This is a genomic window from Methylobacterium terricola, assembly GCF_006151805.1.
GTDB classification, from domain to species: Bacteria; Pseudomonadota; Alphaproteobacteria; order Rhizobiales; family Beijerinckiaceae; genus Methylobacterium; species Methylobacterium terricola.
This window is the reverse complement of record NZ_VDDA01000003.1, coordinates 296616-316884: the sequence shown is the minus strand read 5'-3', so window position 1 is coordinate 316884 and position 20269 is coordinate 296616. Positions and strand designations below refer to the sequence as shown.

The window sequence follows — 20269 nt, the reverse complement described above, 5'->3', positions numbered from 1 at the left end:
CGAGTGACAGGGACCTATGGCCCGCGCGCTGATCGACGACATGCTGCTGTTCCTGCTGCCCTTCGTGGCCTTCGGCCTCTGGCTGGTGCTGAGCCGGCGCAACCCGCTGCGCTGGGCGGCCTGGAGCGACCAGGCCCTGCGCCTCGCCCTTGCGGGGGCCGCCCTGGTCGTCGCCTCCTTCGTGGTGGTGGCGCTCACCGCCGAGCGGCACCAGGACGGCTTCGTGCCGACCCATATCGAGAACGGCCGGGTGGTGCCCGGACAGTTCCGGTGAGCCGTCCCCTCGACGAGCCCAACCTGCGGGCGGTGCTGGCGCAGCCGCGCCTGACCCGGGTGCTCGCCGCCCTGGCGGATCCGGGCGAGGAGACCCGCCTCGTCGGCGGCGCGGTGCGGGATGCGCTGCTCGGCCGCCCGGTCGCCGACATCGACCTCGCCACCACCCTGCTCCCCGAGGAGGTGGTGCGCCGGGCAGCCGAAGCGGGCCTCAAACCCGTGCCGACCGGCCTCGCCCACGGCACCGTGACGGTGGTGGCCGAGGGGGAGCCGTTCGAGGTCACGACCCTGCGCGAGGACATCGAGACCGACGGGCGCCACGCCGTGGTGCGCTTCGGCCGCGACTTCGCCCGCGATGCGGCGCGGCGCGACTTCACCGTCAACGCCCTCTCGATCGATCCGGCGGGCCGCGTGCACGACACGGTCGGGGGCCTCGCCGACCTCGCCGCGTCCCGGGTGCGCTTCATCGGCGAGGCGCGCCAGCGCATCCGCGAGGATTACCTGCGGACCCTCCGCTTCTTCCGCTTCCACGCCCGCTTCGGCGCCGGGGCCCCCGATCCGGAGGGTCTGGCAGCCGCGATCGAGGCCCGGGACGGGCTGGCGCTCCTCTCCCGCGAGCGGGTGCGGGGGGAACTCCTGAAGCTGCTCGCCGCCCCCGGGGCGCCCGCCGTCACGGCGGTGATGCAGGCGACCGGGCTGCTCGGGCGCCTGATCGGTGGGGTCGGCGATCTCGGCCGGCTCGCGCGCCTCGCCGCCGCCGAGGCCGAGCCGGACCCCGTGCGCCGCCTCGCCGCGCTGGCGGTCCGCTCCGGCCCCGATGCCGAGCGGCTGCGCGAATCCCTGCGCCTGTCGAAGGCCGAGCACGCGCGGCTCGCGGCCTATGCCGGCGCCGAGGCGGCCCTGCACGGGGCGCTCGCCCCCCTGGTCCCGACGGATGTCCGGCGCCTCGTGGCCGGGCACGGGGCCGGGCCCGCGGCGGATGCCGCCCTGGTGCTGGCGGGCGAGCCGCGGCCGGTCCTCACGCCGGAGGCCGCCGACCTGCTGGCCCGCTTCGCCGACGGACGCGAGCCGGTGCCGGTCTTCCCCGTCGCCGGGGCGGCCCTGGTGGCGGCGGGCGCGAAGCCCGGCCGCGGTCTCGGCCGGGGCCTCGCGGCGGCGCGCCGGGCCTGGCTCGACGCGGGCTGCCCGACCGACGGGGCGGCGAAGGCGCGCCTCGAGGCCCTGGCCCTCGCCGCGGCGCACGGAACCGGCGACGGCGCCGCCGGTTCACACGGGACCGGTCCCGCGTGACGATCGCGCGTGGCGAAGGGGATCGGTTCGGCGCCGGATGGGGTATCCTGCCTGGCCGCGGGTCCGCCCGGGATCGGCCTCGCGGCCCTGCTTCCGTCGACGCGCGGCATCCCCGTCCCGGCCCGGCGGGACGAGGCATCGCCCGAGGAGTTCGACCCACGATGCTGCCCCTGCTCCGCACCGCCCTGGCCGCCGGCCTTGTCCTCGGAGCCGCAGGGCCCGGCCGTGCCCAGGAGCTGTGGCTGACGCTCAGCACCGTCGAATCCGTCCCCCAGGTCCGGGTCAATTACGGCCACGCCTCGAAGCGCGAGGCGCCGGCCCTGCCCCAGCTCGTCGACCTCGTCGCCCTGACGCAGGACGGGACGACCGGCCTGCGCGGCGCGCTCAAGCCGGCACCGCCGGAGGTTCCCCCCGCCCTGCTGGCGCCGCTCGGCACCAAGCCCGGCCGCACCCTCGTCGCCGCGACCTTCGATGCCGGCTACTGGACGATCCTGCGCGACGGCACCCGCCTCAATGCCAGCCGGCGGCTGGTGCCCCAGGCCCGCTCCGGCTTCTGGTCGGTGAAATACGCCAAGGCCGCCTTCGGGCCCGGCGCGCCGTGGCTGCGGGTGGTCGGCCACACCCTCGAGATCGTGCCGGTCGAGATCCCGGGCCCGACCGCGGGGGCGATCCGGGTGCGGGTGCTGTTCCGCGGCGCGCCGCTGCCGGGGGCCGACCTCTATTACGGCGACAGCGGCATGGAGCCGGAGCGCGTCGGCATGCCGGCCTACACCACCGACCCGGAGGGCATCGCCACGGTGCCGATCCGCAAGGCCGGCAGCCAGGTGCTCACGGTGACCCAGTCGGTCAGCCCCTCCGCCACCCCGACGCTGGCCGACGAGGACGTCTACACCGCGACCTTCGCGTTCCGGCTGGACGAGCCGTCGGTGAACTGAAGCCCGTCACCCCTCCGGCGTGACCGGGGCGATCGACGCGAACACGCAATCCCCAGGGCTGCCGTCCTCGTGCACCAGCATCGCGAAGGTGCCGGGCTCCGCCATCGTGGTCATGTGGGCGTGCCAGGCGCCGCTGCGGTAGACGATGCCCGTCCCGGCCGGCACCCGGAAGGCGCGCAAGGACGCCTCGTCCGGCCGCCCGCCGGCATCGGGCGCCACCACGACCAGGTAATCGCCGACGGCGAGCGGCAGGAAGGCTTGCGCCGAGAGCGGGTGCCGCTCGAGCCGGCGCAGGGGCAGGGCGGCGGCGAAGGGCTCGCTCCGGATCAGGGCGAGGTTCAGGGGCGCGCCCGGTCGCCCGTTCTCGATCTCGGCCGCCCGGTCCTGCCGCGGGCCGGCGGCGGGCCGGCGGCGGGGCCGATGAGCAGCGTGCCGTAGGGCGCGAAGGCCTCCGGGGTGATCGGCTCGATCGGAAGGGTGCGCATCTCGGATCCTCTCGGGCCGCGCCTCAGCGGCGCTCCTCCCGTATCAGGTCCGCGCCCTTCTCGGCGATCATCATCACGGCGGCCTGGGTGTTGGCCGAGACCTCGGTCGGCATCACGCTGGCATCGATGACCCGCAGGCCCTCGAGGCCGCGCACCCGCAGGCGCTCGTCCACCACCGCCTCCGGGCCCTGGCCCATGCTGCAGGTGCCGACCGGGTGATAGATGGTCTGGCCGTTGCGGCGGGCGAAGTCGAGCCACGCCTCGTCCGTCTGGACGCCGTCGCCGGGAGTGAGCTCGTGGGCGCGGTAGGGGTTCATGGCGGGTTGCGCGATCACCTCCCGGGCGATGCGCATCCCGGCGATCAGGGTATCCTGGTCGGTGCGGGCGCTGAGGAAGTTCGGGCGGATCGCCGGGGGGCGCATCGGATCGTCCGAGACCGCGTGGATCGTGCCGCGGGACTCCGGCCGCAGCTGCGTCACGCCGATGGTCATGCCGGGCTGGCGGTCGAGGGTGCGGTCGGCGGCGTTGGCGTAGCTCGCATGCATGAAGAAGTACTGCACGTCGGGCCCGGCCAGCTCCGGCCGGGTGCGCACGAAGCCGTGGGCGAGGCCGGTGCCGAGGGTGAGGATGCCGCGCCGCGTCAGGAAATACTGCCCGACCGCGAGGCCGAGGCGCCAGCCGCGGGTCAGCTCGTTGAGGGTCACCGGCACCTTCACGCGCCAGTTCATCCGGGTGGCGTAATGGTCGCGGTAGTTCTCGCCGACCCCCGGCAGGGCGTGGCGCACCGGAATCCCGGCGGCGGCCAGCACCTCCGGCCGGCCGATGCCGGAAAGCTCGAGGAGGTGGGGCGACTGCACGGCGCCGGCCGCCAGGATCACCTCGGCCCGGGCGCTCACCCGCTCCTCGCGCCCGTCGCGGGCGTAGGTGACGCCGGTCACGCGGGTCCCGTCGAGGTCGAGGCGCAGGACGTGGGCGTGGGTGCGCACCGTCAGGTTCGGGCGCGCGCGGGCCGGCTGCAGGTAGGCGTCCCGGGCGCTCCAGCGCCGGCCGTTGCGCTGGTTGGCCTGGTAGGTGCCGAAGCCCTCCTGCGACGCACCGTTATAGTCCGGGTTCTCCGGGTAGCCGGCCTCGGTGCCGGCGCGGATGAAGGCTTCGGCGAGCGGGCTCCTGACCCCGACCCGGGTGACGTGGAGCGGACCGCCGCGGCCGCGCAGGGCCGGATCGCCGCCCTCGAAATGCTCGAGCTTGCGGAAGTAGGGCAGCACCTCGTCCCAGGACCAGCCGCGGTTGCCGCTCTGGGCCCAGGTGTCGAAATCCTGCTTCTGGCCGCGCACGAAGATCATGCCGTTGATCAGCGTCGAGCCGCCCAAGCCCTTGCCGCGGGGCACCACGATGGCGCGCTCGTGGGTGTTGGGCTCCGGCTCGGTGGCAAAGCGCCAGTTGAACGCGGCGCCGGTGAGGAGTTTGGGGAAACCCGCCGGGATGCCGACCCAGAACCCCGTCCCCTCCCCGCCCGCCTCGATCAGCAGCACGCGGGTGCGAGGGTCCTCGCTCAGGCGGTTCGCCAGCACGCAGCCGGCTGTGCCGCCGCCGACGATGACGAAGTCGAACGCGTCCATGGTCCTCCCTCGGGTTTGGTTATTATCGTTGTGTGGTCCGCTTCATCACCCTCCCCCGCAGAGGGGGGAGGGTTCACCCCCGCGCGACTCTCCTAACCGCGCGCCAGCACCTTGCCGGGGTTCAGCAACCCCTCCGGGTCGAGCGCCGCCTTGATCCGCCGCGACAGCGCCATCTCGTCCGGGTGGCGGTGGCGGGCGAGCTCGGCGACGCGGTACTGGCCGATGCCGTGCTCGGCCGAGATGCTGCCGCCGTAGCGGTCGACCACGCCGTGCACGAGGGCGTTGATCGCCTCGGAGGAATGGTCGGGCCCGATCAGCACGTTGTAGTGGATGTTGCCGTCGCCCATATGGCCGAAGGCGTTGACGCGGGTGCCGGGCGCGCCCGCGGCCAGCACCCGGCCGGCCTCGTCGAGGAAGGCGGGGATCGCGGTGATCGGCACCGAGACGTCGTGCTTCACGCTCTTGCCGGCGCGGGCCTCGCACTCGGTCACGTGCTCGCGCAGGGCCCAGAGCTCGGCGGCCTGGCGGCCGGATTCGGCCAGCACCCCGTCGGTGGCGTCCTCGCGCTCCAGAGCGGTGCCGAGCACGCCCTCCATCGCCTCGCGCAAGCCCGAGAGCGACGAGGCCGCCTCGATCAGCACGGTCCAGCCCGAGGCACCCACCGGGCTCTTCAGGCCGGCATGCTCCTCGACGAGCCCGAGCGAGGTGCCGGAGATCAGCTCGAAGGCCTGGATGCTGTCGCCGATCTCCTCCTGCGCCAGGGTGAACAGCCGCAGCGCCGCCGCCGGATCGGGCACCGCCAGGAGGGCCGTCGCGCTGTGGCGGGGCTTCGGCACGAGGCGCAGGACCGCCGCCGTGACGATGCCGAGCGTGCCCTCCGTGCCGATGAAGAGTTGCTTCCAGTCGTAGCCGGCATTGTCCTTGCGCAGGGCGCGCAGCCCGTCGACGATGCTGCCGTCGGCGAGCACCACCTCGAGGCCCAGCACGAGGCCGCGGGTCATGCCGTAGCGCACCACGTTGATCCCACCCGCATTGGTCGCGATCACGCCGCCGACCAGCGCCGAGCCCTCCGCCGCGAAGCTCACCGGCAGGAGCCGGCCGGCGGAGTCGGCCGCGTCCTGCGCGAGCTTGAGGATGCAGCCGGCCTCGGCGGTCAGCGTCAGGCCGACCGGGTCGATCGCCCGGATCGCGTTCATGCGAGCGAGCGACAGCACCACTTCCCGGCCCGAGGCATCCGGCACCGCGCCGCCGGCGAGCCCGGTATTGCCGCCCTGCGGCACCAGGGCGGCGCCGGCCTCGCGGCACAGCCGCACCACCTCGGCCACCTCGGCGGTGCTCGACGGGCGCACGACGCAGGCCGGCCGGCCCGGAAAGAGGCGGCGCCAGTCGATCGCGAAGGGCGCCATGTCGGCCTCGGCGGTCAGGAGGCCGGCGGGGCCGAGGCGCTGCCCGAGGCGGGCGATCAGGTCATCCTCAAGAAACGTGGGGGCCGGGAGGGTCATCGGCGTCCTCCGGTGGGTCGCACGGCATGGATCATGGTGGCGCCGGCCTCGCCCGGATGACGGCCGGGGTCAAGCCTGCACGGGGCGCGGGGGATCGTCGCCGCGGCCGCGCCGCACGGTGCGCCGCGGCCGAACGGCATGATCGAACGGCATGAGACGATCTGTTCCGCCGTTGCGGCCGCGCGCCGGCGATCGTCGAAGGCTTGCGCGAGCGCGCGCCCCTCGCGCAGCGGAAAACCTTGCATTTCAATAAAATTTGGTAGTCCATTGGATGAAGCTCAGGCGGATTCGTCGATGACCGAGCGGCGCGTGATCCTCGTATTGCCGACGCAGGAGGCCCTGCACGAATCCGCCATGACGAGGCTGAGCAACGACAGCCGGATCACCCGACGGCTGACCGGAAGACCGGCGCGGGCGACGATCGACACGAGCTTTTCCGCGATTCCTCTCGGCGACATGCATTCCCCGTCGCCCTTCGCGGTCCCGCGCGCCGATGGCGGCTCGTACTACGCCATCCGGGCGACGATCGACGGCGATGCCGAGATCCCGACCCTGACGACGGAGGGGGCGGCGATCTTTTCCGATCCGCCGATCACCCATGTCGCGTCCAGCCATGTCGCGTCCAGCCATGTCGCGTCCAGCCATGTCGCGTCCACCCATGTCGCGTCCAGCCGTGCCGCGCGGCCGGCGGGCACCGCCTCCGGCACGCGGGCGGAGGTGGCGCTGCGGCTCGGCGTGCCCGGGCTGTCCGCGCGCCGGCTCGACGGGGCCGGCGTCGCGATCGCGGTGGTCGATACCGGGATCAATCTCGCGCATCTCGAAGCCCGGGGCATCGAGGCGGAGATCGACACCACCCTCACCTGGCCGCCCCTCCCGGAAGGGCCGGGCCTGCACCCGGTCGGCCCCGGGACGATGTGCGCCTACGCCGCCCTCATCGCCGCCCCACGGGCGACGCTGCTCGACTTCCCGATCCTGCCCTCGCCGATCCTACCCTCGCCGATCCTGCCTCCACCGGCCCTGCCTGCGTCGATCCCGCGCACGGTCCTGCCGCCCTGGCCGGTCCCGTATCCCGGGCGGAGCGGCCTCCTGAGCGATGCGCTCCAGGCCTATGCGCGCCTGCTCGCCGCCGTGCGGGCGGACCGGTCGCGCTTCAAGGCGATCGTCGTCAGCAATTCCTGGGGCCTGTCGGCGCACGAGGCGGACTTCCCGGCCGGTCACCCGGGCCGCTACATCGACAATCCGGGCCACCCCTTCAACCTGATCGTCGGGGCGCTCAGCCGCTACGGCGTCGACATCCTGTTCGCGGCCGGCAACGCGCTTCCGGCCCGGCCCGATCCGTTCAGGCAGGGCGCGTCCCGCCCCGCCATCGTCGGGGCCGCCGCCCATCCGGACGTCCTCACGGTGACCGGGGTGAGCTTGCGCGGACGGCGGACCGGCGGAGCCGCGCAGGGGCCCGGCATCCCCGGCATGGTCTACGCCAAGCCGGACCTCGCAAGCTATGCCGGCTTCCTCGGCTCGGAGGCGGGCGGCCCCGGCGCGCCCGATGCCGGCACCGCCGCCGCCTGCCCGGTCGCCGCCGGCTGCGTCGCCGCGCTCCGGACGCGGCTGCCGCACGCCGCCCTCGGCCCCCGCGATCTCACCGTGGCCCTGCGCACCGATGCCCGCCGCCGCGGCCCGTCGCGCTGGAATCCCGGTCTTGGCTACGGCGTGATGGCGCCGTTGCGCACCGCCATGCGGCTGGGCCTGTAACCCGGGGGGTCAGGGCCGCATCCTCAGGAAATCCGCCATCAGGGCGAGCTGCCCCTCCAGCATCGGCAGGCCCGGATGGATGCGGCAGCCCCGCGCCGCCGCGTGCTCGAGCAGCGCGGTCTCGGCCGGCTGCATGATGATCTCGGCCACGAGCTGGCCGGGTTCCAGCCGGGCGGCGTCGAGGGGAAGCGGATCCTCAGGCCTCAGGCCCAGCGAGGTGGCGTTGACCACGAGGTCGTGCCCGGCCGGATCGGGACTTCCCGAGGCGAGCAGAAGGCCAGGGACGAGGCGGCGCAGGCGCGCGAACAGGTCCTCCACCCGGGCCGCCGTGCGGTTGTGGACGGTGAGCCGCGCCACCCCGGCTTCGGCCAGCGCGAAGGCGATGGCGTTCGCCGCCCCGCCCGCCCCGGCGAGATAGGCGCTGCGGCCCCGGGGATCGTGGCCCGCCGCCCTCAGGCCGGCGACGAAGCCGGCCCCGTCCAGGATCTCGCCGACGAGGCGTCCGTCGGGCTCGCGCCGCACGGCGTTGACGGCGCCGACCAGCCGTGCCGCGTCGCTCACGGCGTCGAGGAGCGGCACGATCGCGGTCTTGTGCGGCACCGTGACGATCGCGCCGCCGAAGCTCCGCACCGCCCGCAGCCCGGCCAGCACCGTCGCGAGGTCGGCGGCGGCGACGTGGAGCGGCACCATCACCCCGTCCACCCCGCGCTCGGCCATGATGCGGTTGAGCCCCTGCGGCGTCTTCACCTGGGCGATCGGGTCGGCGAGGATCGCGAAGACGCGGGTCCGGCCGGTGATCTCGGGCATCGCTGCTAACCTCCGAAGCGCTCGGTGCGGATCGTGCGGGGGGGAATGCCGGCCTCGACCAGGAGGTCGGAGACCGCCGAGACGAACGGGTTTCCGCCGCACACGAAGGTGTGGGCCGGGACCCCGAGGCCGGCGAGCGCCTCCCCGATCCGGCCGGCATCGATCCGCCGCCCGCCCGGGGCCCGGGTGAGGTTCAGCATCAGGCGGAAGCCCGGCTCCTCGGCGTCCCGGCGGATCAGCTCGTCGCGGGCGATCACGTCCTCGAAGGTGCCGGCGGAGGAGAGCAGCAGCGCCGGCACGCCGGGCGCCGCCTCGGCCCGGTGGCGCAGCATGCTGAGGAGTGGCACGACCCCGGAGCCGCCGCCGACGAGGAGCAGCGGCCCGCCCATCGCCGGATCCCACACGAAGGCGCCGCCGATCGGCCCGCGCAGCTCGATCGTATCGCCGGGCTCGGCCACGTCGGAGAAGAAGCCCGAGACCTCGCCGTCGTCGAGCCGCTCGATCAGGAGGTCGATCGTCCCGAGGGTCGTCGGCGAGGAGGCGATGGAGTAGCTGCGCTGGGCCTGGTAGCCGTCCGGCGCGGTCAACCGCACATCGACATGCTGGCCGGCCCGGAACGGCCGCGACCAGCCGACCGCCAGGGTGAGGCGGCGCACCCGCTTGGTCTCGGGGGCGACGGCGGTGATGGTCGCGTCCTGCCAGGTCGGCACCGCTCAATCACCGGTGAAGCGCTGCTCGCGCCACGGATCACCATACATGTGGTACCCGCGCAGCTCCCAGAACCCGGCCTCGTCCTTTTGCGTGAAGCGCAGGCCCTTCACCCACTTGGCGCTCTTCCAGAAGTAGAGGTGCGGCACCAGCAGGCGCGCCGGCCCGCCATGGTCGGGCGGGATCGGCTCGCCGGCATAGCGGGTCGCCACCATCGCCTTGGCCCCGGTGAGATCGGCCACCGGCACGTTGGTGGTGTAGTCGTCGTAGCCCTCGGCGAGCAGGTAGGGGGTCGGGGCCGCGATCCCGGCCGCCGTCATGAGGTCGTCGATGGTCACGCCCTCCCAGGCGGTGTCGAACTTCGACCACTTGGTGACGCAGTGGATGTCGCCCTTCCAGCGGGTGCGCGGCAGCGCCTCGAACTCCGCCCAGGTCCAGCTCTTCAGCGGCTTCGATCCCTCCCGCAGGGTGAAGCGCCAGCGCGCGAGGTCGATCTTCGGCGTCGGCCCGAGCTGCAGCACCGGGAAATCCTCGGTCAGGTACTGGCCGGGCGGCAGGCGCTCGGCCTCCGGCTGCGGCGGCCGGCGCCCCGTGAACCCTCGCGTGACCATCGAAGCCTCCTGTTCCTGGTGTCCGACCCTCGACGCGTCGATGGCGGGACGCCCGACGCCTCGGCGCCGGCGCCCGATCGGGCTCGCCTCGGTCCTGGTCGGCCGAGGCGTCAGTCCGCCTCACCATCGATGATCCGGCCGATGGCGTCGAGGAGGGAGGTATCCTCGCCGGCCATCCTGTCCATCCCGGCCATGCGGGCGATCACGGTCGCGGCGACCCGCTCCTCGACGGTCCCCTCCGCATAGGCGAACAGGATCGCGGCGCGCTCGCCGTCGCGGTGGCAGCGGCCCTCGATCTGGCTGAGCTGGATCGCGCTGTGGCGCATGTCGTGGACGATCAGGCTGCGCGGCCGCTCGCCCCCGGGCAGCTCGTTGCGGTGGAGCGAGATCGATTCGGTGACGGTGAACACCACCGCGTCGAGCTCGCCGCGCTGGAAGGCCACCCGCACCGCCTCGTTGGCCTCGGGCGTCTGCGTGCCGTCGATGGTGCCGGCGCGCCAGCCGCGGCCGGTGAAGCCCTGCGCCAGGGCCGCGCCGGTCTCCAGGAAGGCCACCGAGACCGCGACCTGCTCGCCGGCCGCCAGAAGATCCTCGGCGAGGTCGAGCGTGCCGGCGACGCGGATCAGGCTCGCCTTCTGGCGAAAGCGCAGATCCGCCGCCCAGCCGGCGGCGCGGCGGTTCGAGCCGCCGGCGAGGCCCCATTCGCGGCGGAACTCGCGCCAGGTCGCGTCGTAGAGACGCTTCTCGGCGGGAGCGAGGGCGGTGGGCGCCAGCTCCCGCTGTACCTCCGGCCAGCCGGCGATGTCGGCTGGCCGGCGCCGCAGCCCGATCGCGTTAGGCCCGCGATAGAGCAGGTCGGCCATCACCGCCTGGTCGCGGGCGTTCGGCTCCCACGACCAGTTCTGCCAGCGCCCCTTGGCCCGGCCGATCCTCAGGTGCTGCATCAGGGCGCGGAAATCGGCGGTGGTCTCGACCGGACGGCCGAGGGCATGGCCGAGGAGCGCGCCGAGATAGGACAATTCATGCGGCGCCTGGCCGGCGGTGGCGCTGGCATAGACCGTGAAGGCTGCCGCCTCGGCCACCCGCCGGCAGGCCTGGCCCTGCTGCGAGTTCGGGTTGCGCAGGCGGTGGGCCTCGTCGAACACCACGATCGGCCAGACCCGCTTCGGCTGCCCGAGCTTGGCGAGCTCGTTGTTCTTGGCCCGCACCGAGCGGCGGCTGCTCGCCGCCGGCAGGGCGAGGAGGGACTTGGTGCGCTCGTAGTTGAGGAGCGTCACGTCCTTGGCCGCCAGCCCGGAATCGCGGATCGTGCGTCGCCATTGCGGCATCGCCCCCTTGGGGCAGACGATCAGCACCGCGTTCTCGGGCATCGCCGCCACCGCCCCCCAGACCGACAGCGTCTTGCCGAGCCCGGTCATGTCGCCGAGGAGGAAGCCCGGCCGACCCGCCGCCCGCGCCGCCCGGATGGCGCGGATCGCCTCGACCTGATGCGGGCGGGGGATCAGGCGGGGGATTTCGGGAAGGGCCGACATGCCGCCCGTATGAATGCGGGCGGGCCGGGGCTCAAGCCCGCGAGACGGCAGCGAGGCTCAACCAGGACCCGCCGTCGGCGCCTGCCAATCGACGCCCGGATGCTCGCGCACGTCGCCGGCCTTCGTGCCGGTATCGGCGGTGCTGACCCAGTCGGCGGGCTCGGCGACCTCGACCACCTCGTCCTCCGGATAGGCCGCCTCGAGGAACAGCCTCGCCTCGCCCTCGGCCGCGGCGCGCACCGTGACCAGCGGGCGGTCCCCGGCCGATCCGCGCACCTTTGCGATGAAGAGCTTCGCCATCGTCGTCCTTTCAGGGCTGCCGATCAGCCTGCCCGACAACGCGATTCCAAGCTGGCGGTCCCATCGTTGTGCGTGGGCCGGTTCGTTCGGCGCGCTCGCGAGGATCGGCGCCATGCCATCTCGCTTGATTAGCAAGATCTGCATTACGGCTTTGCGTTTTCGTAAAGAGAGGTTTCGATGACGACTGTTCTAAACGTGCGAAACCCCCGCGCCCATGCGCTTACCAGCGAAATCGCGCAGCGGCGCAACATCGGCATCACCGAGGCCGTGATCCAGGCCCTCGAACACGAGCTGGAACGCGAGCGCTCCTCGACTCCTCTCGCTCTGCGCCTCGCAGCTCTCGCGGATCGTGCCTTCGAAGGCCGGTCCCAACTCCCGGCCCGTCACCGAGACGGATCGCGACGAGATGTGGACGCGCTGATGTTCATCGACACGTCCGCCTTCGTGGCCATCTTCTGCAAGGAGCCCGAAGCCGGGATCTTCGCGACGTGCATCGAGCGGGCGCAGCGCCGGTCCACGTCGCCGATGGTTCGCCTGGAAGCCTGCACGGTCCTGGCGAGCCGCCTCGATCGCGATCCACTCGATGTTCAGGCTGATTTCGACGAGTTCCTGGCCGAGGCCGGGATCACCATCGTACCGATCAGCGACAGCATCGGCCGCATCGCCGTCGAGGCGTTCCAGCTTTACGGGAAAGGCCGAGGGCACCCGGCGCAACTCAACCTCGCCGACTGCCTCTCTTACGCCTGCGCTCGTGCCGACCGCGACACCATTCTGTTCAAGGGACGGGACTTCGGCCACGCCGACCTGAAGACCGCTCTCTAGCCTGACGGGCGCGAGCCACTTCCCACACGCCGGACCTCTCCCCCATCGGCGGGGATGGTTCTCGGTCCGGCAGACGCCGATGCCGATTCGGCGCCCGAGAGCTGACACCGTGAAGACCCGGCGCTGTCACCCTCCGCCACTGGCATGCGAGACCGGCGGCAGGCGCGCGTCACACGCTCTCGCGGCCTTCCAGGCGATGGCAAAACCGGGCTCGATGACGTAGCCCGTCCCGCCCTCCTCGCGCCGGTACCAGCCGTTGATCGCCGGCACGTGGCCCCGTCCGTGGACCGCCGTCGTCACGAGGCGCAGGATGGCGGCGACGGCGTCGGCCGGTCCGTATTGCTGCATCTCGGCGGCGGTGACGGCCTGGCGCTCGGCGAAGAAGTCGATCAACGCGAGGGAGAGGGATTCCGGAACCATCCGCGCACGGGCCTCGACCAGCCGGCGCGTCCGGTAGGCAGCCGCTCCCCAGTCCATGACCACCTCGCCATCCGACCGCGTCCGGCCCCCGCATAAGCCAGGCGGCCCGCGCCGTCAGCCCTTTGCCGGACCGGCCTCGGCGAGGTAGGCCCAGGCCGCCGGCTCGTCGGCGAGGTCGAAGGTCTTGGTCTCGACCGGCAGGATCGCGCCCGACAGCGTGATCATCGCACGGGCAAGCAGCGGCGCGCCGACCACGACGTAGTGCCGGATATGCGCGACCGAGCGGGCCATGACCCCGTTGGCGTAGCCGTCGAACCGTGCCCCGAGTTCAGACCCCTCGTAGTGCGACATGATGAGCAGCATGTCGATCTTGTCGTGGGCCTTCATGGCGGCGTCGGCGATCGACGACATCCATTCGATATCCGCCCGCGTGATCTTGTCCTTGATCTCGAAGGCGACGAGGTCGGCCCGCGGCGTCTCGCGCTGGACGATCGACCGATCAGGTGACGGGGTCATGCGGGCCTCTCCTCTGGTGGTCGCCGTCGGAAACGGCGCATCGCTCGGTCTGACGTTCACGTCCGGAACGCCCTCACCCGGCGCCCGGATCGACCTCGTCGCCCTGACGGTCCCCGGCATGGGCGCCGGACTTGTTGTCCGTGCCGTCGCCGTCCTTCGGCACCGCGGCGACGCCCTTCAGGTCCTCGGCGGTGATCTTGTCGTCGGTGTTGGGTTTGCCACCGCGATCGGTCTTGTCCGCGTCCATGCGCTCCGCCATGCCGCCCTCCTCACCAATCGGTCTTGCCCTGGGTCTTCTCGGTCCGGTACTCGCCGTCCGCGACCTTCTCCCCCTCGCGGGGGCCCTGCGCGGCGACCTGATCGGAATGGCCGCCGGAGCTGCCGCCGATCGAGACCGGCGGCCGGCCGGGGGTGCCGGCCGAGGACCATTCGCGCTTCAGCTCGGCCTCGTCGCGGCCGCCCCCCTCCTGGCGGGTGATCGCTTCCTGCTCGGGGGTCTGGTGGCCGCCGCCGGCGGCCGGCCCGCCCCGGCTGCCCACTACGTCGTCGGGCTTGCGCGTCATCGTCTCACTCCCCCTCGTCCTTGCCGACCGCGGCGGTCGCCCGGTCGATCGCCTCTTTCGCGGCCGGGTTGCCGGTCGAGGGGTCGCTGATCCGGCGCAGGTTCTCCGGCGGCGTCTCGTCCTCGGTGGCCTGGCTGCCGTCGGTCGCGCCGATCGCGTCGAGGCGGTTGAAGTCCGACGCCACCCGGGCGTCGCGGGCCGGACCGGCCGGATCGTGGGCCATGTCTCCCTGCGTCCGTGCCGGCACGCCGACATCGAGGGGGGAATCCTGGCCCATGTCCTGGCCGTTACGGTCGGTATAGGGGTCGAAATCGCGCAGCGAGGGCCGCGCCTGATCCGTCTTTGCCATCTTGCTCTCCGTCGCGGCCGTTTCCTGCGTGTCGAGGACAACACCGGCGGCGGTATGAGGTTTCCGCGGGTCAGCTCCGCCCAAGGACCCGGTCACCGGCCCCGTGACAACCGTCGCGCTTGCTGGCAGGACGGCGCGACATCCACGGAGACCGTCCGCCCGTGACCACATCCGCCAATTCCCGTACCGCCGACCATCCGATCGACGCGCAGTTCCTCGAGCGCTGGTCGCCCCGCGCCTTCACCGGCGAGGCGGTGCCGCTGCCCGAGCTGATGACGATGATCGAGGCGGCGCGCTGGGCGCCCTCGGGCTACAACTCGCAGCCCTGGCGCTTCGTCTACGCCCTGCGCGACACCCCCGCCTGGGAGACGCTGTTCGGGCTCCTGGTGCCGTTCAACCAGGGCTGGGTGAAGAATGCCGGGGCGCTGGTGTTCCTGGCGTCGAACGGGATGATGAAGACCCCGGACGGTCTGAAGCCGTCCTACAGCGCCTCCTTCGATGCCGGCACCGCCTCGGCGCTGTTCCAGATCCAGGCGGTGAAGCTGGGCTGGCACGCCCACGGCATGACCGGCTTCGACCACGAGCGGGCCCCCACGGCGCTGAACCTGCCGCCCCATCACCGGGTCGAGGCCGCCTTCGCGGTCGGCCGCAAGGCGGATCCCGCGACCCTGCCGGAGGAGACCCGCGCCCGCGAGACCCCGAACGGCCGCCACCCCCTGTCCGACTTCGTGTTCGAGGGCGGGTTCCCGCCGCGCGAGGCGTGAGCCTCACCTCCCACGACACGGCCTCCTACGACGATTGGCGCTCCGGGTTCCGCTGGCGGATCCCGGAGCGCTACAACATCGCGGTCGACGTCTGCGACCGCTGGGCCGCCGCCGACCCGGAACGCCCGGCGATCCTCGACGTGACCCCGGGCGGCCGGGTCGAGACCTGGAGCTTCTCGGCCCTGCGCGAGGCCTCGAACCGCTTCGCCAACGCCCTGCGGGCGCACGGCGTGCGGGCCGGCGACCGGGTGGCGGTGCTGCTGCCGCAATCGCCCGCCGTGGTCGTGGCCCATCTCGCGATCTACAAGCTCGGCGCCGTCGCCCTGCCGCTCGCCGTGGTGTTCGGGCCGGAAGGCCTGCTCCACCGGCTGTCCGATGCCGGCGCGAGAGCCGTGGTCACCCATGCCGGCGGCGTCGCCAAGCTCGCGTCCCTGCGCGACGCGCTGCCCGACCTCGCCCTCGTCGTCTCGACCGACGGCGCCTGCGATCGTGCGCTCGGCTATGCCGACCTGATGGCGGCGGCCTCGCCCGACCTCGCCCCCGTCGACACGCGGGCCGACGACCCGGCCCTGATGATCTACACCTCCGGCACCACCGGCCCGCCGAAAGGGGCGCTGCACGGCCACCGGGTGCTGCTCGGCCACCTGCCGGGCTTTGCCATGATGCACGACATCATGCCGAAGCCCGGCGACCGGATGTGGACGCCGGCCGACTGGGCCTGGGCCGGCGGCCTGCTCAATGCGCTGCTGCCGAGCCTGCACCACGGCGTCGCCGTGGTGGCGCGCAAGGCCGAGAAGTTCGAGCCCGAGGAGGCGTTCCGGCTGATGGCCGACCTCGCGGTCGCCAACGCCTTCGTGCCGCCGACGGCGTTGCGGATGCTGCGGACGATCGCGGATCCGCGCGGGCGCTTCGACCTGCGGGCTCTACGCACCCTGGCCTCGGCCGGCGAGATGCTCGGCCCCGAGACCTTCCACTGGGCGGGCGACGCGCTGGGGCTCACCATCAACGAGGCCTACGGGCAGACCGAGTGCAACCTGGTGCTCGCCTCCTGCGCCGCCTTGGGCGTGGCGCGGGCGGGCTCGACCGGGCGCCCGGTGCCGGGCCACCAAGTCGCGGTGATCCGCCCCGACGGCAGCCCGGCCGCGATCGACGAGACCGGCCAGATCGCCGTCGCCCGGCCCGACCCGGTGATGTTCCTGCGCTACTGGAACGACCCCGAAGCGACGGAGCGCAAGTTCCTGGGCGATTGGATGACCACCGGCGATCAGGGCCGGATGGACGCAGACGGCTATGTCCATTTCGTCGGGCGCGACGACGACGTCATCACCTCGTCGGGCTACCGGATCGGGCCGGGCGAGATCGAGGATTGCCTCTTGCGCCATCCGGCGGTGGCGCTCGCCGCGGCGGTCGGCAAGCCCGACCCCGTCCGCACCGAGATCGTCAAGGCCTTCGTGGTCCTGCGCCCCGGCCACGCGGCCTCCGAGGCGCTCGCCACCGAGATCCAGGCCTTCGTGCGCACCCGGCTCTCGGCCCACGAATATCCGCGCGAGATCGCCTTCCGGTCGAGCCTGCCGCTCACCACCACCGGCAAGATCATCCGGCGGGTGCTGCGCGACGAGGCGTGAGGTGAGACCTCGATCTGCTTGCCCCTGTCTTCAAGAATCGAAGTGATTCTGGAATGGCGTGCAGGCCGAGCCGCAATAGGATGACGGCATGTTTTGCAGCCCGGGTCGACGAGCAGAGAGCCCGATGCGTCGGCTCCGGTCCCCACGAATAGAGCGCATGGGCGCTTGGGATCGGAGCCCGCATCAGGACATCTCGTGGATAGGTACCATCGTGGTGTGCGTCGGCACCACCGCGCGCGGCTGATGAAGGCCCGCAAGGACTATCATGGTGGCGCGACTGGCCGGGGGGTTTCACCCCAGGCTGTTCTCTCCTCCTGGTCTCGCACACCGACTCCCTGCTCTTGCTGGATGTGCGGCAATCCTCGCCGATGGCTCAACGAGGCCACGGTTCAGGAGCGTCGGGCCTTCGAGGCAGATGACGTAAGGCTATGGTAGTCTGGAAGGCCGATCGTCAATAAAAAGAAGGCGGCGGAGCATGGCTCCGCCGCCTTCTTCGATCGTCTCTCGCCTATCTGCGAGGATCAGAAGCTCAGCGCCACCTTGGCCTCGCGCAGCTGCGCGATCTGGCCCTCGAGCTCGAGCTTGCGGTCGTAATCGTCAGTGGCGTCGTAGAGGAGTTCCGCCGCCGCGATGTCGGCGTCGATGATCGCCGGCGTCAGCTCCTCGAGCGGGGTCGCGCGCTCGGCGATCACGGTCAGCGAGGTGGCGTTGATCTCGGCGAAGCCGCCGCGCACCAGCACCCGCTTGCCGTGCTGCGGGCTCTCGGTGATGACCAGCATGCCGGTCTTGAGGGTGGTGAGCACGGGCGCGTGCCCGGGCAGCACCGTCATCTCGCCCTCGGAACCCGGCAGCTGCACGGCATCGACCGCGCCGGAATACAGGATCCGCTCGGGGCCGACGAGGTCGAACTGGAAGGTGGCCATGGGGTCAGGTCGATTCCGGTTTGGTCAGGCGGCGAAAGGGCCCGGTCGTGAGACCGGGCCCGTTTTAGGTCGCTGCCCGATCAGGCCGCGGCGGCGAGGCGCTGGGCCTTCTCCTTGGCCTCCTCGATCGAGCCGACCATGTAGAAGGCGGCCTCGGGGAGGTTGTCGTACTCGCCGTCCACCAGGCCCTTGAAGCCCTTGATGGTGTCCTCGAGCGCCACGAGCTTGCCGGGCGAGCCGGTGAAGATCTCGGCGACGTGGAACGGCTGGCTCAGGAAGCGCTCGATCTTGCGGGCGCGGGCCACGGTGAGCTTGTCCTCCTCGGACAGCTCGTCCATGCCCAGGATCGCGATGATGTCCTGGAGCGCCTTGTAGCGCTGCAGCACCTGCTGCACGCGGCGGGCGACATTGTAGTGCTCCTCGCCGAGGATCGCCGGCGACAGCATGCGCGAGGTCGAGTCGAGCGGGTCCACCGCCGGGTAGATGCCCTTCTCGGCGATCGAGCGCGACAGCACGGTCGTGGCGTCGAGGTGGGCGAACGAGGCGGCGGGCGCCGGGTCGGTCAGGTCGTCGGCCGGCACGTAGATCGCCTGCACCGAGGTGATCGAGCCCTTGGTGGTGGTGGTGATGCGCTCCTGCAGGGCGCCCATGTCGGTGGCGAGCGTCGGCTGATAGCCCACCGCCGACGGGATGCGGCCGAGCAGCGCCGACACTTCCGAACCCGCCTGGGTGAAGCGGAAGATGTTGTCGACGAAGAACAGCACGTCCTGGCCCTCGTCACGGAAGTGCTCCGCGACGGTGAGGCCGGTCAGCGCGACGCGGGCGCGGGCGCCCGGGGGCTCGTTCATCTGGCCGTAGACCAGGGCGCACTTGGAGCCTTCCGCGGAGCCGTGCTCCTTGGGGTCCATGTTCACCTTGGACTCGATCATCTCGTGGTAGAGATCGTTGCCCTCGCGGGTCCGCTCACCGACGCCCGCGAACACCGAGTAGCCCGAGTGGGCCTTCGCGATGTTGTTGATGAGCTCCATGATCAGCACGGTCTTGCCGACGCCGGCGCCGCCGAACAGGCCGATCTTGCCGCCCTTGGCGTAGGGGGCGAGCAGGTCCACCACCTTGATGCCGGTGACGAGGATCTGCGCCTCGGTCGACTGCTCGGCGTAGGACGGAGCCGGCTGGTGGATGGCGCGCAGCGACTCGGTCTTGATCTCGCCGGCCTCGTCGATCGGCTCGCCGATGACGTTCATGATGCGGCCGAGCGTGTTGGCGCCGACGGGCACGCGGATCGGCGAGCCGGTGTCGGTGACCTCCTGGCCGCGGACCAGGCCCTCGGAGGTGTCCATGGCGATGCAGCGCACGGTGTTCTCGCCGAGCTGCATGGCGACCTCGAGGACGAGGCGGTTGCCGTTGTTCTTGGTCTCGAGGGCGTTCAGGATCTCGGGCAGGTGGCCCTCGAACTGCACGTCGACGACCGCGCCGATGACCTGGGTGATGTGGCCGGACTTGGTCGCGCCGGCGACGGGGGAGGCAGTGTTCGCCATGATGCTAATCCCTGATTGCGTGCGGTCAGAGCGCCTCGGCGCCCGAGATGATCTCGATCAGCTCCTTGGTGATCATCGCCTGGCGCGTCCGGTTGTAGATCAAGGTCTGCTTCTTGATCATCTCGCCGGCGTTGCGCGTGGCGCTGTCCATGGCGCCCATGCGCGCGCCCTGCTCGGAGGCGGCGTTTTCCAGGAGCGCCCGGAGGATCTGAACGGTGAGGTTCTTCGGGAGAAGGGCGGCGAGGATCTCGCCCTCGCCGGGCTCGTAATCGTAGACCGCGTCGGCCGAGGCGCCGGTGGCGGCCTGGGTCGGGGCGATCTCCGCCGGGATGATCTGCTGCGCCGTCGGGATCTGGGCGATCACCGAGCGGAAGCGCGAGTAGAACAGGGTCGCCACGTCGAACTCGCCCGCGTCGTAGCGGCCGAGCAGGTTGCGGGCGATCCCTTCCGCGTTCTCGAAGCCGAGCTGGCGGACGCCGCGCAGCTCGATCAGCTCGACGATCTGGTCGCGGAACTCGCGACGCAGGACGTCGTAGCCCTTCTTGCCGACGCAGATGATCTTGACCGTCTTGCCCTCCGCCATCAGGCGGCGGGCATGGTCACGGGCAAGCCGCGAGATCGAGGAGTTGAACGCGCCGCACAGGCCGCGCTCCGCCGTGCAGACGAGGAGCAGGTGGGTGCGGTCCTGGCCCGTTCCGGAGAGCAGCCGGGGCGTTTCCGCCCCGGGGGTCAGGTTGGCGGCGAGATTGCCGAGCACCTGGGCCATGCGCTCGGCGTAGGGCCGAGCGCTCTCCGCCGCCGTCTGCGCCCGGCGCAGCTTGGCGGCGGCGACCATCTGCATCGCCTTGGTGATCTTCTGGGTCGCCTTCACCGAGGTGATGCGATTGCGCAGGTCCTTCAGACTCGGCATCGGAGAGTTCCTTAGCTGTCGAGCCTAA

The 20269-nt window shown here is 72.1% G+C and carries 24 protein-coding genes; 7 read left to right on the top strand and 17 right to left on the bottom strand.

Translation table 11 applies throughout. The annotated features are described in order from the left end of the window. The first annotated feature begins 16 nt into the window (after nt 1-16). The 3 genes from FF100_RS08820 (at nt 17) to FF100_RS08810 (ending at nt 2498) form a co-directional block, all read left to right on the top strand. On the top strand, nt 17-274 hold the full coding sequence (locus FF100_RS08820) for a DUF6111 family protein (protein ID WP_139035202.1): 258 nt from the start codon (nt 17-19) through the stop codon (nt 272-274). Continuing rightward, nucleotides 271-1563 (top strand): CCA tRNA nucleotidyltransferase, encoded by a 1293-nt coding sequence (locus FF100_RS08815; protein WP_139035200.1) that lies wholly within the window; start codon nt 271-273, stop codon nt 1561-1563. Before FF100_RS08820 ends, FF100_RS08815 begins: the two co-directional genes overlap by 4 nt. 161 nt (nt 1564-1724) lie before the next feature. Continuing rightward, nucleotides 1725-2498, top strand: coding sequence for a DUF4198 domain-containing protein (locus tag FF100_RS08810; protein WP_139035198.1), 774 nt, complete (start codon nt 1725-1727; stop codon nt 2496-2498). 6 nt (nt 2499-2504) lie between these two features. Here FF100_RS08810 and FF100_RS37760 read toward each other — a convergent pair whose 3' ends face one another. From FF100_RS37760 to FF100_RS08795, 4 genes are all read right to left on the bottom strand, one after another. Continuing rightward, nucleotides 2505-2828 (bottom strand): ureidoglycolate lyase, encoded by a 324-nt coding sequence (locus tag FF100_RS37760; protein WP_342778993.1) that lies wholly within the window; start codon nt 2826-2828, stop codon nt 2505-2507. An 8-nt stretch (nt 2829-2836) separates the two neighbouring features. Further along, nucleotides 2837-2983: an ureidoglycolate lyase gene (locus FF100_RS37755; RefSeq protein ID WP_246101976.1), complete on the bottom strand. Its 147-nt coding sequence runs from the start codon at nt 2981-2983 to the stop codon at nt 2837-2839. A 23-nt stretch (nt 2984-3006) separates the two neighbouring features. Further along, nucleotides 3007-4602 (bottom strand): GMC family oxidoreductase, encoded by a 1596-nt coding sequence (locus FF100_RS08800; protein WP_139035194.1) that lies wholly within the window; start codon nt 4600-4602, stop codon nt 3007-3009. A gap of 92 nt (nt 4603-4694) precedes the next feature. Beyond that, nucleotides 4695-6104 (bottom strand): FAD-binding oxidoreductase, encoded by a 1410-nt coding sequence (locus FF100_RS08795; protein ID WP_139035193.1) that lies wholly within the window; start codon nt 6102-6104, stop codon nt 4695-4697. A 294-nt stretch (nt 6105-6398) separates the two neighbouring features. Between FF100_RS08795 and FF100_RS08790 the strand changes: the two genes are divergently transcribed. Next, nucleotides 6399-7853, top strand: coding sequence for a S8/S53 family peptidase (locus tag FF100_RS08790; RefSeq protein WP_139035191.1), 1455 nt, complete (start codon nt 6399-6401; stop codon nt 7851-7853). A gap of 9 nt (nt 7854-7862) precedes the next feature. Here the strand turns inward: FF100_RS08790 and FF100_RS08785 are convergent, their stop codons facing one another. From FF100_RS08785 to FF100_RS08765, 5 genes are all read right to left on the bottom strand, one after another. After that, the gene (locus FF100_RS08785) at nt 7863-8660 is read right to left on the bottom strand and encodes a shikimate dehydrogenase family protein (RefSeq protein ID WP_139035189.1); all 798 of its coding nucleotides are present in this window, start codon (nt 8658-8660) and stop codon (nt 7863-7865) included. A 5-nt stretch (nt 8661-8665) separates the two neighbouring features. Next, nucleotides 8666-9370, bottom strand: coding sequence for an FAD-binding oxidoreductase (locus FF100_RS08780; RefSeq protein ID WP_139035187.1), 705 nt, complete (start codon nt 9368-9370; stop codon nt 8666-8668). Between the two features lie 3 nt (nt 9371-9373). Further along, on the bottom strand, nt 9374-9979 hold the full coding sequence (locus FF100_RS08775; protein ID WP_139035185.1) for a sulfite oxidase-like oxidoreductase: 606 nt from the start codon (nt 9977-9979) through the stop codon (nt 9374-9376). 110 nt (nt 9980-10089) lie between these two features. After that, complete coding sequence (locus FF100_RS08770; protein ID WP_139035183.1) at nt 10090-11511, bottom strand: DEAD/DEAH box helicase family protein; 1422 nt, start codon at nt 11509-11511, stop codon at nt 10090-10092. Nucleotides 11512-11568: 57 nt separating this feature from the next. Continuing rightward, the gene (locus tag FF100_RS08765; RefSeq protein ID WP_139035630.1) at nt 11569-11811 is read right to left on the bottom strand and encodes a hypothetical protein; all 243 of its coding nucleotides are present in this window, start codon (nt 11809-11811) and stop codon (nt 11569-11571) included. Nucleotides 11812-11988: 177 nt separating this feature from the next. Here FF100_RS08765 and FF100_RS38485 point away from each other — a divergent pair, with 177 nt between their 5' ends. After that, entirely contained in the window at nt 11989-12633 is a 645-nt protein-coding gene (locus FF100_RS38485; RefSeq protein WP_139035182.1) for a type II toxin-antitoxin system VapB family antitoxin, read from the top strand. A 126-nt stretch (nt 12634-12759) separates the two neighbouring features. On the opposite strand, the gene FF100_RS08755 is transcribed toward FF100_RS38485, so the two are convergent. The 5 genes from FF100_RS08755 to FF100_RS08735 all read right to left on the bottom strand — a co-directional run bounded on the left by FF100_RS08755 (nt 12760) and on the right by FF100_RS08735 (nt 14481). Then, nucleotides 12760-13110: a hypothetical protein gene (locus FF100_RS08755; protein WP_139035180.1), complete on the bottom strand. Its 351-nt coding sequence runs from the start codon at nt 13108-13110 to the stop codon at nt 12760-12762. A 57-nt stretch (nt 13111-13167) separates the two neighbouring features. Continuing rightward, nucleotides 13168-13569 (bottom strand): SpoIIAA family protein, encoded by a 402-nt coding sequence (locus FF100_RS08750; RefSeq protein WP_171070099.1) that lies wholly within the window; start codon nt 13567-13569, stop codon nt 13168-13170. Nucleotides 13570-13642: 73 nt separating this feature from the next. Continuing rightward, on the bottom strand, nt 13643-13828 hold the full coding sequence (locus FF100_RS08745) for a hypothetical protein (RefSeq protein WP_139035176.1): 186 nt from the start codon (nt 13826-13828) through the stop codon (nt 13643-13645). Nucleotides 13829-13838: 10 nt separating this feature from the next. Then, the gene (locus FF100_RS08740; RefSeq protein WP_139035175.1) at nt 13839-14132 is read right to left on the bottom strand and encodes a hypothetical protein; all 294 of its coding nucleotides are present in this window, start codon (nt 14130-14132) and stop codon (nt 13839-13841) included. Between the two features lie 4 nt (nt 14133-14136). After that, nucleotides 14137-14481, bottom strand: a complete 345-nt coding sequence (locus tag FF100_RS08735; RefSeq protein ID WP_139035173.1) for a hypothetical protein — start codon at nt 14479-14481, stop codon at nt 14137-14139. A 161-nt stretch (nt 14482-14642) separates the two neighbouring features. On the opposite strand from FF100_RS08735, the gene FF100_RS08730 reads away from it, so the two are divergent. Further along, nucleotides 14643-15245: a nitroreductase family protein gene (locus FF100_RS08730; protein WP_139035170.1), complete on the top strand. Its 603-nt coding sequence runs from the start codon at nt 14643-14645 to the stop codon at nt 15243-15245. Further along, entirely contained in the window at nt 15242-16870 is a 1629-nt protein-coding gene (locus tag FF100_RS08725; protein ID WP_139035168.1) for an AMP-binding protein, read from the top strand. The genes FF100_RS08730 and FF100_RS08725 overlap by 4 nt, the downstream gene beginning before the upstream one ends. Nucleotides 16871-17391: 521 nt before the next feature. On the opposite strand, the gene atpC is transcribed toward FF100_RS08725, so the two are convergent. The 3 genes from atpC to FF100_RS08710 form a co-directional block, all read right to left on the bottom strand. After that, entirely contained in the window at nt 17392-17793 is a 402-nt protein-coding gene (atpC, locus tag FF100_RS08720; RefSeq protein ID WP_109957752.1) for an ATP synthase F1 subunit epsilon, read from the bottom strand. Nucleotides 17794-17873: 80 nt separating this feature from the next. After that, entirely contained in the window at nt 17874-19331 is a 1458-nt protein-coding gene (gene atpD, locus FF100_RS08715; RefSeq protein ID WP_139035165.1) for a F0F1 ATP synthase subunit beta, read from the bottom strand. A gap of 25 nt (nt 19332-19356) precedes the next feature. Continuing rightward, the gene (locus FF100_RS08710; protein WP_139035163.1) at nt 19357-20241 is read right to left on the bottom strand and encodes a F0F1 ATP synthase subunit gamma; all 885 of its coding nucleotides are present in this window, start codon (nt 20239-20241) and stop codon (nt 19357-19359) included. Nucleotides 20242-20269 lie beyond the last annotated feature (28 nt).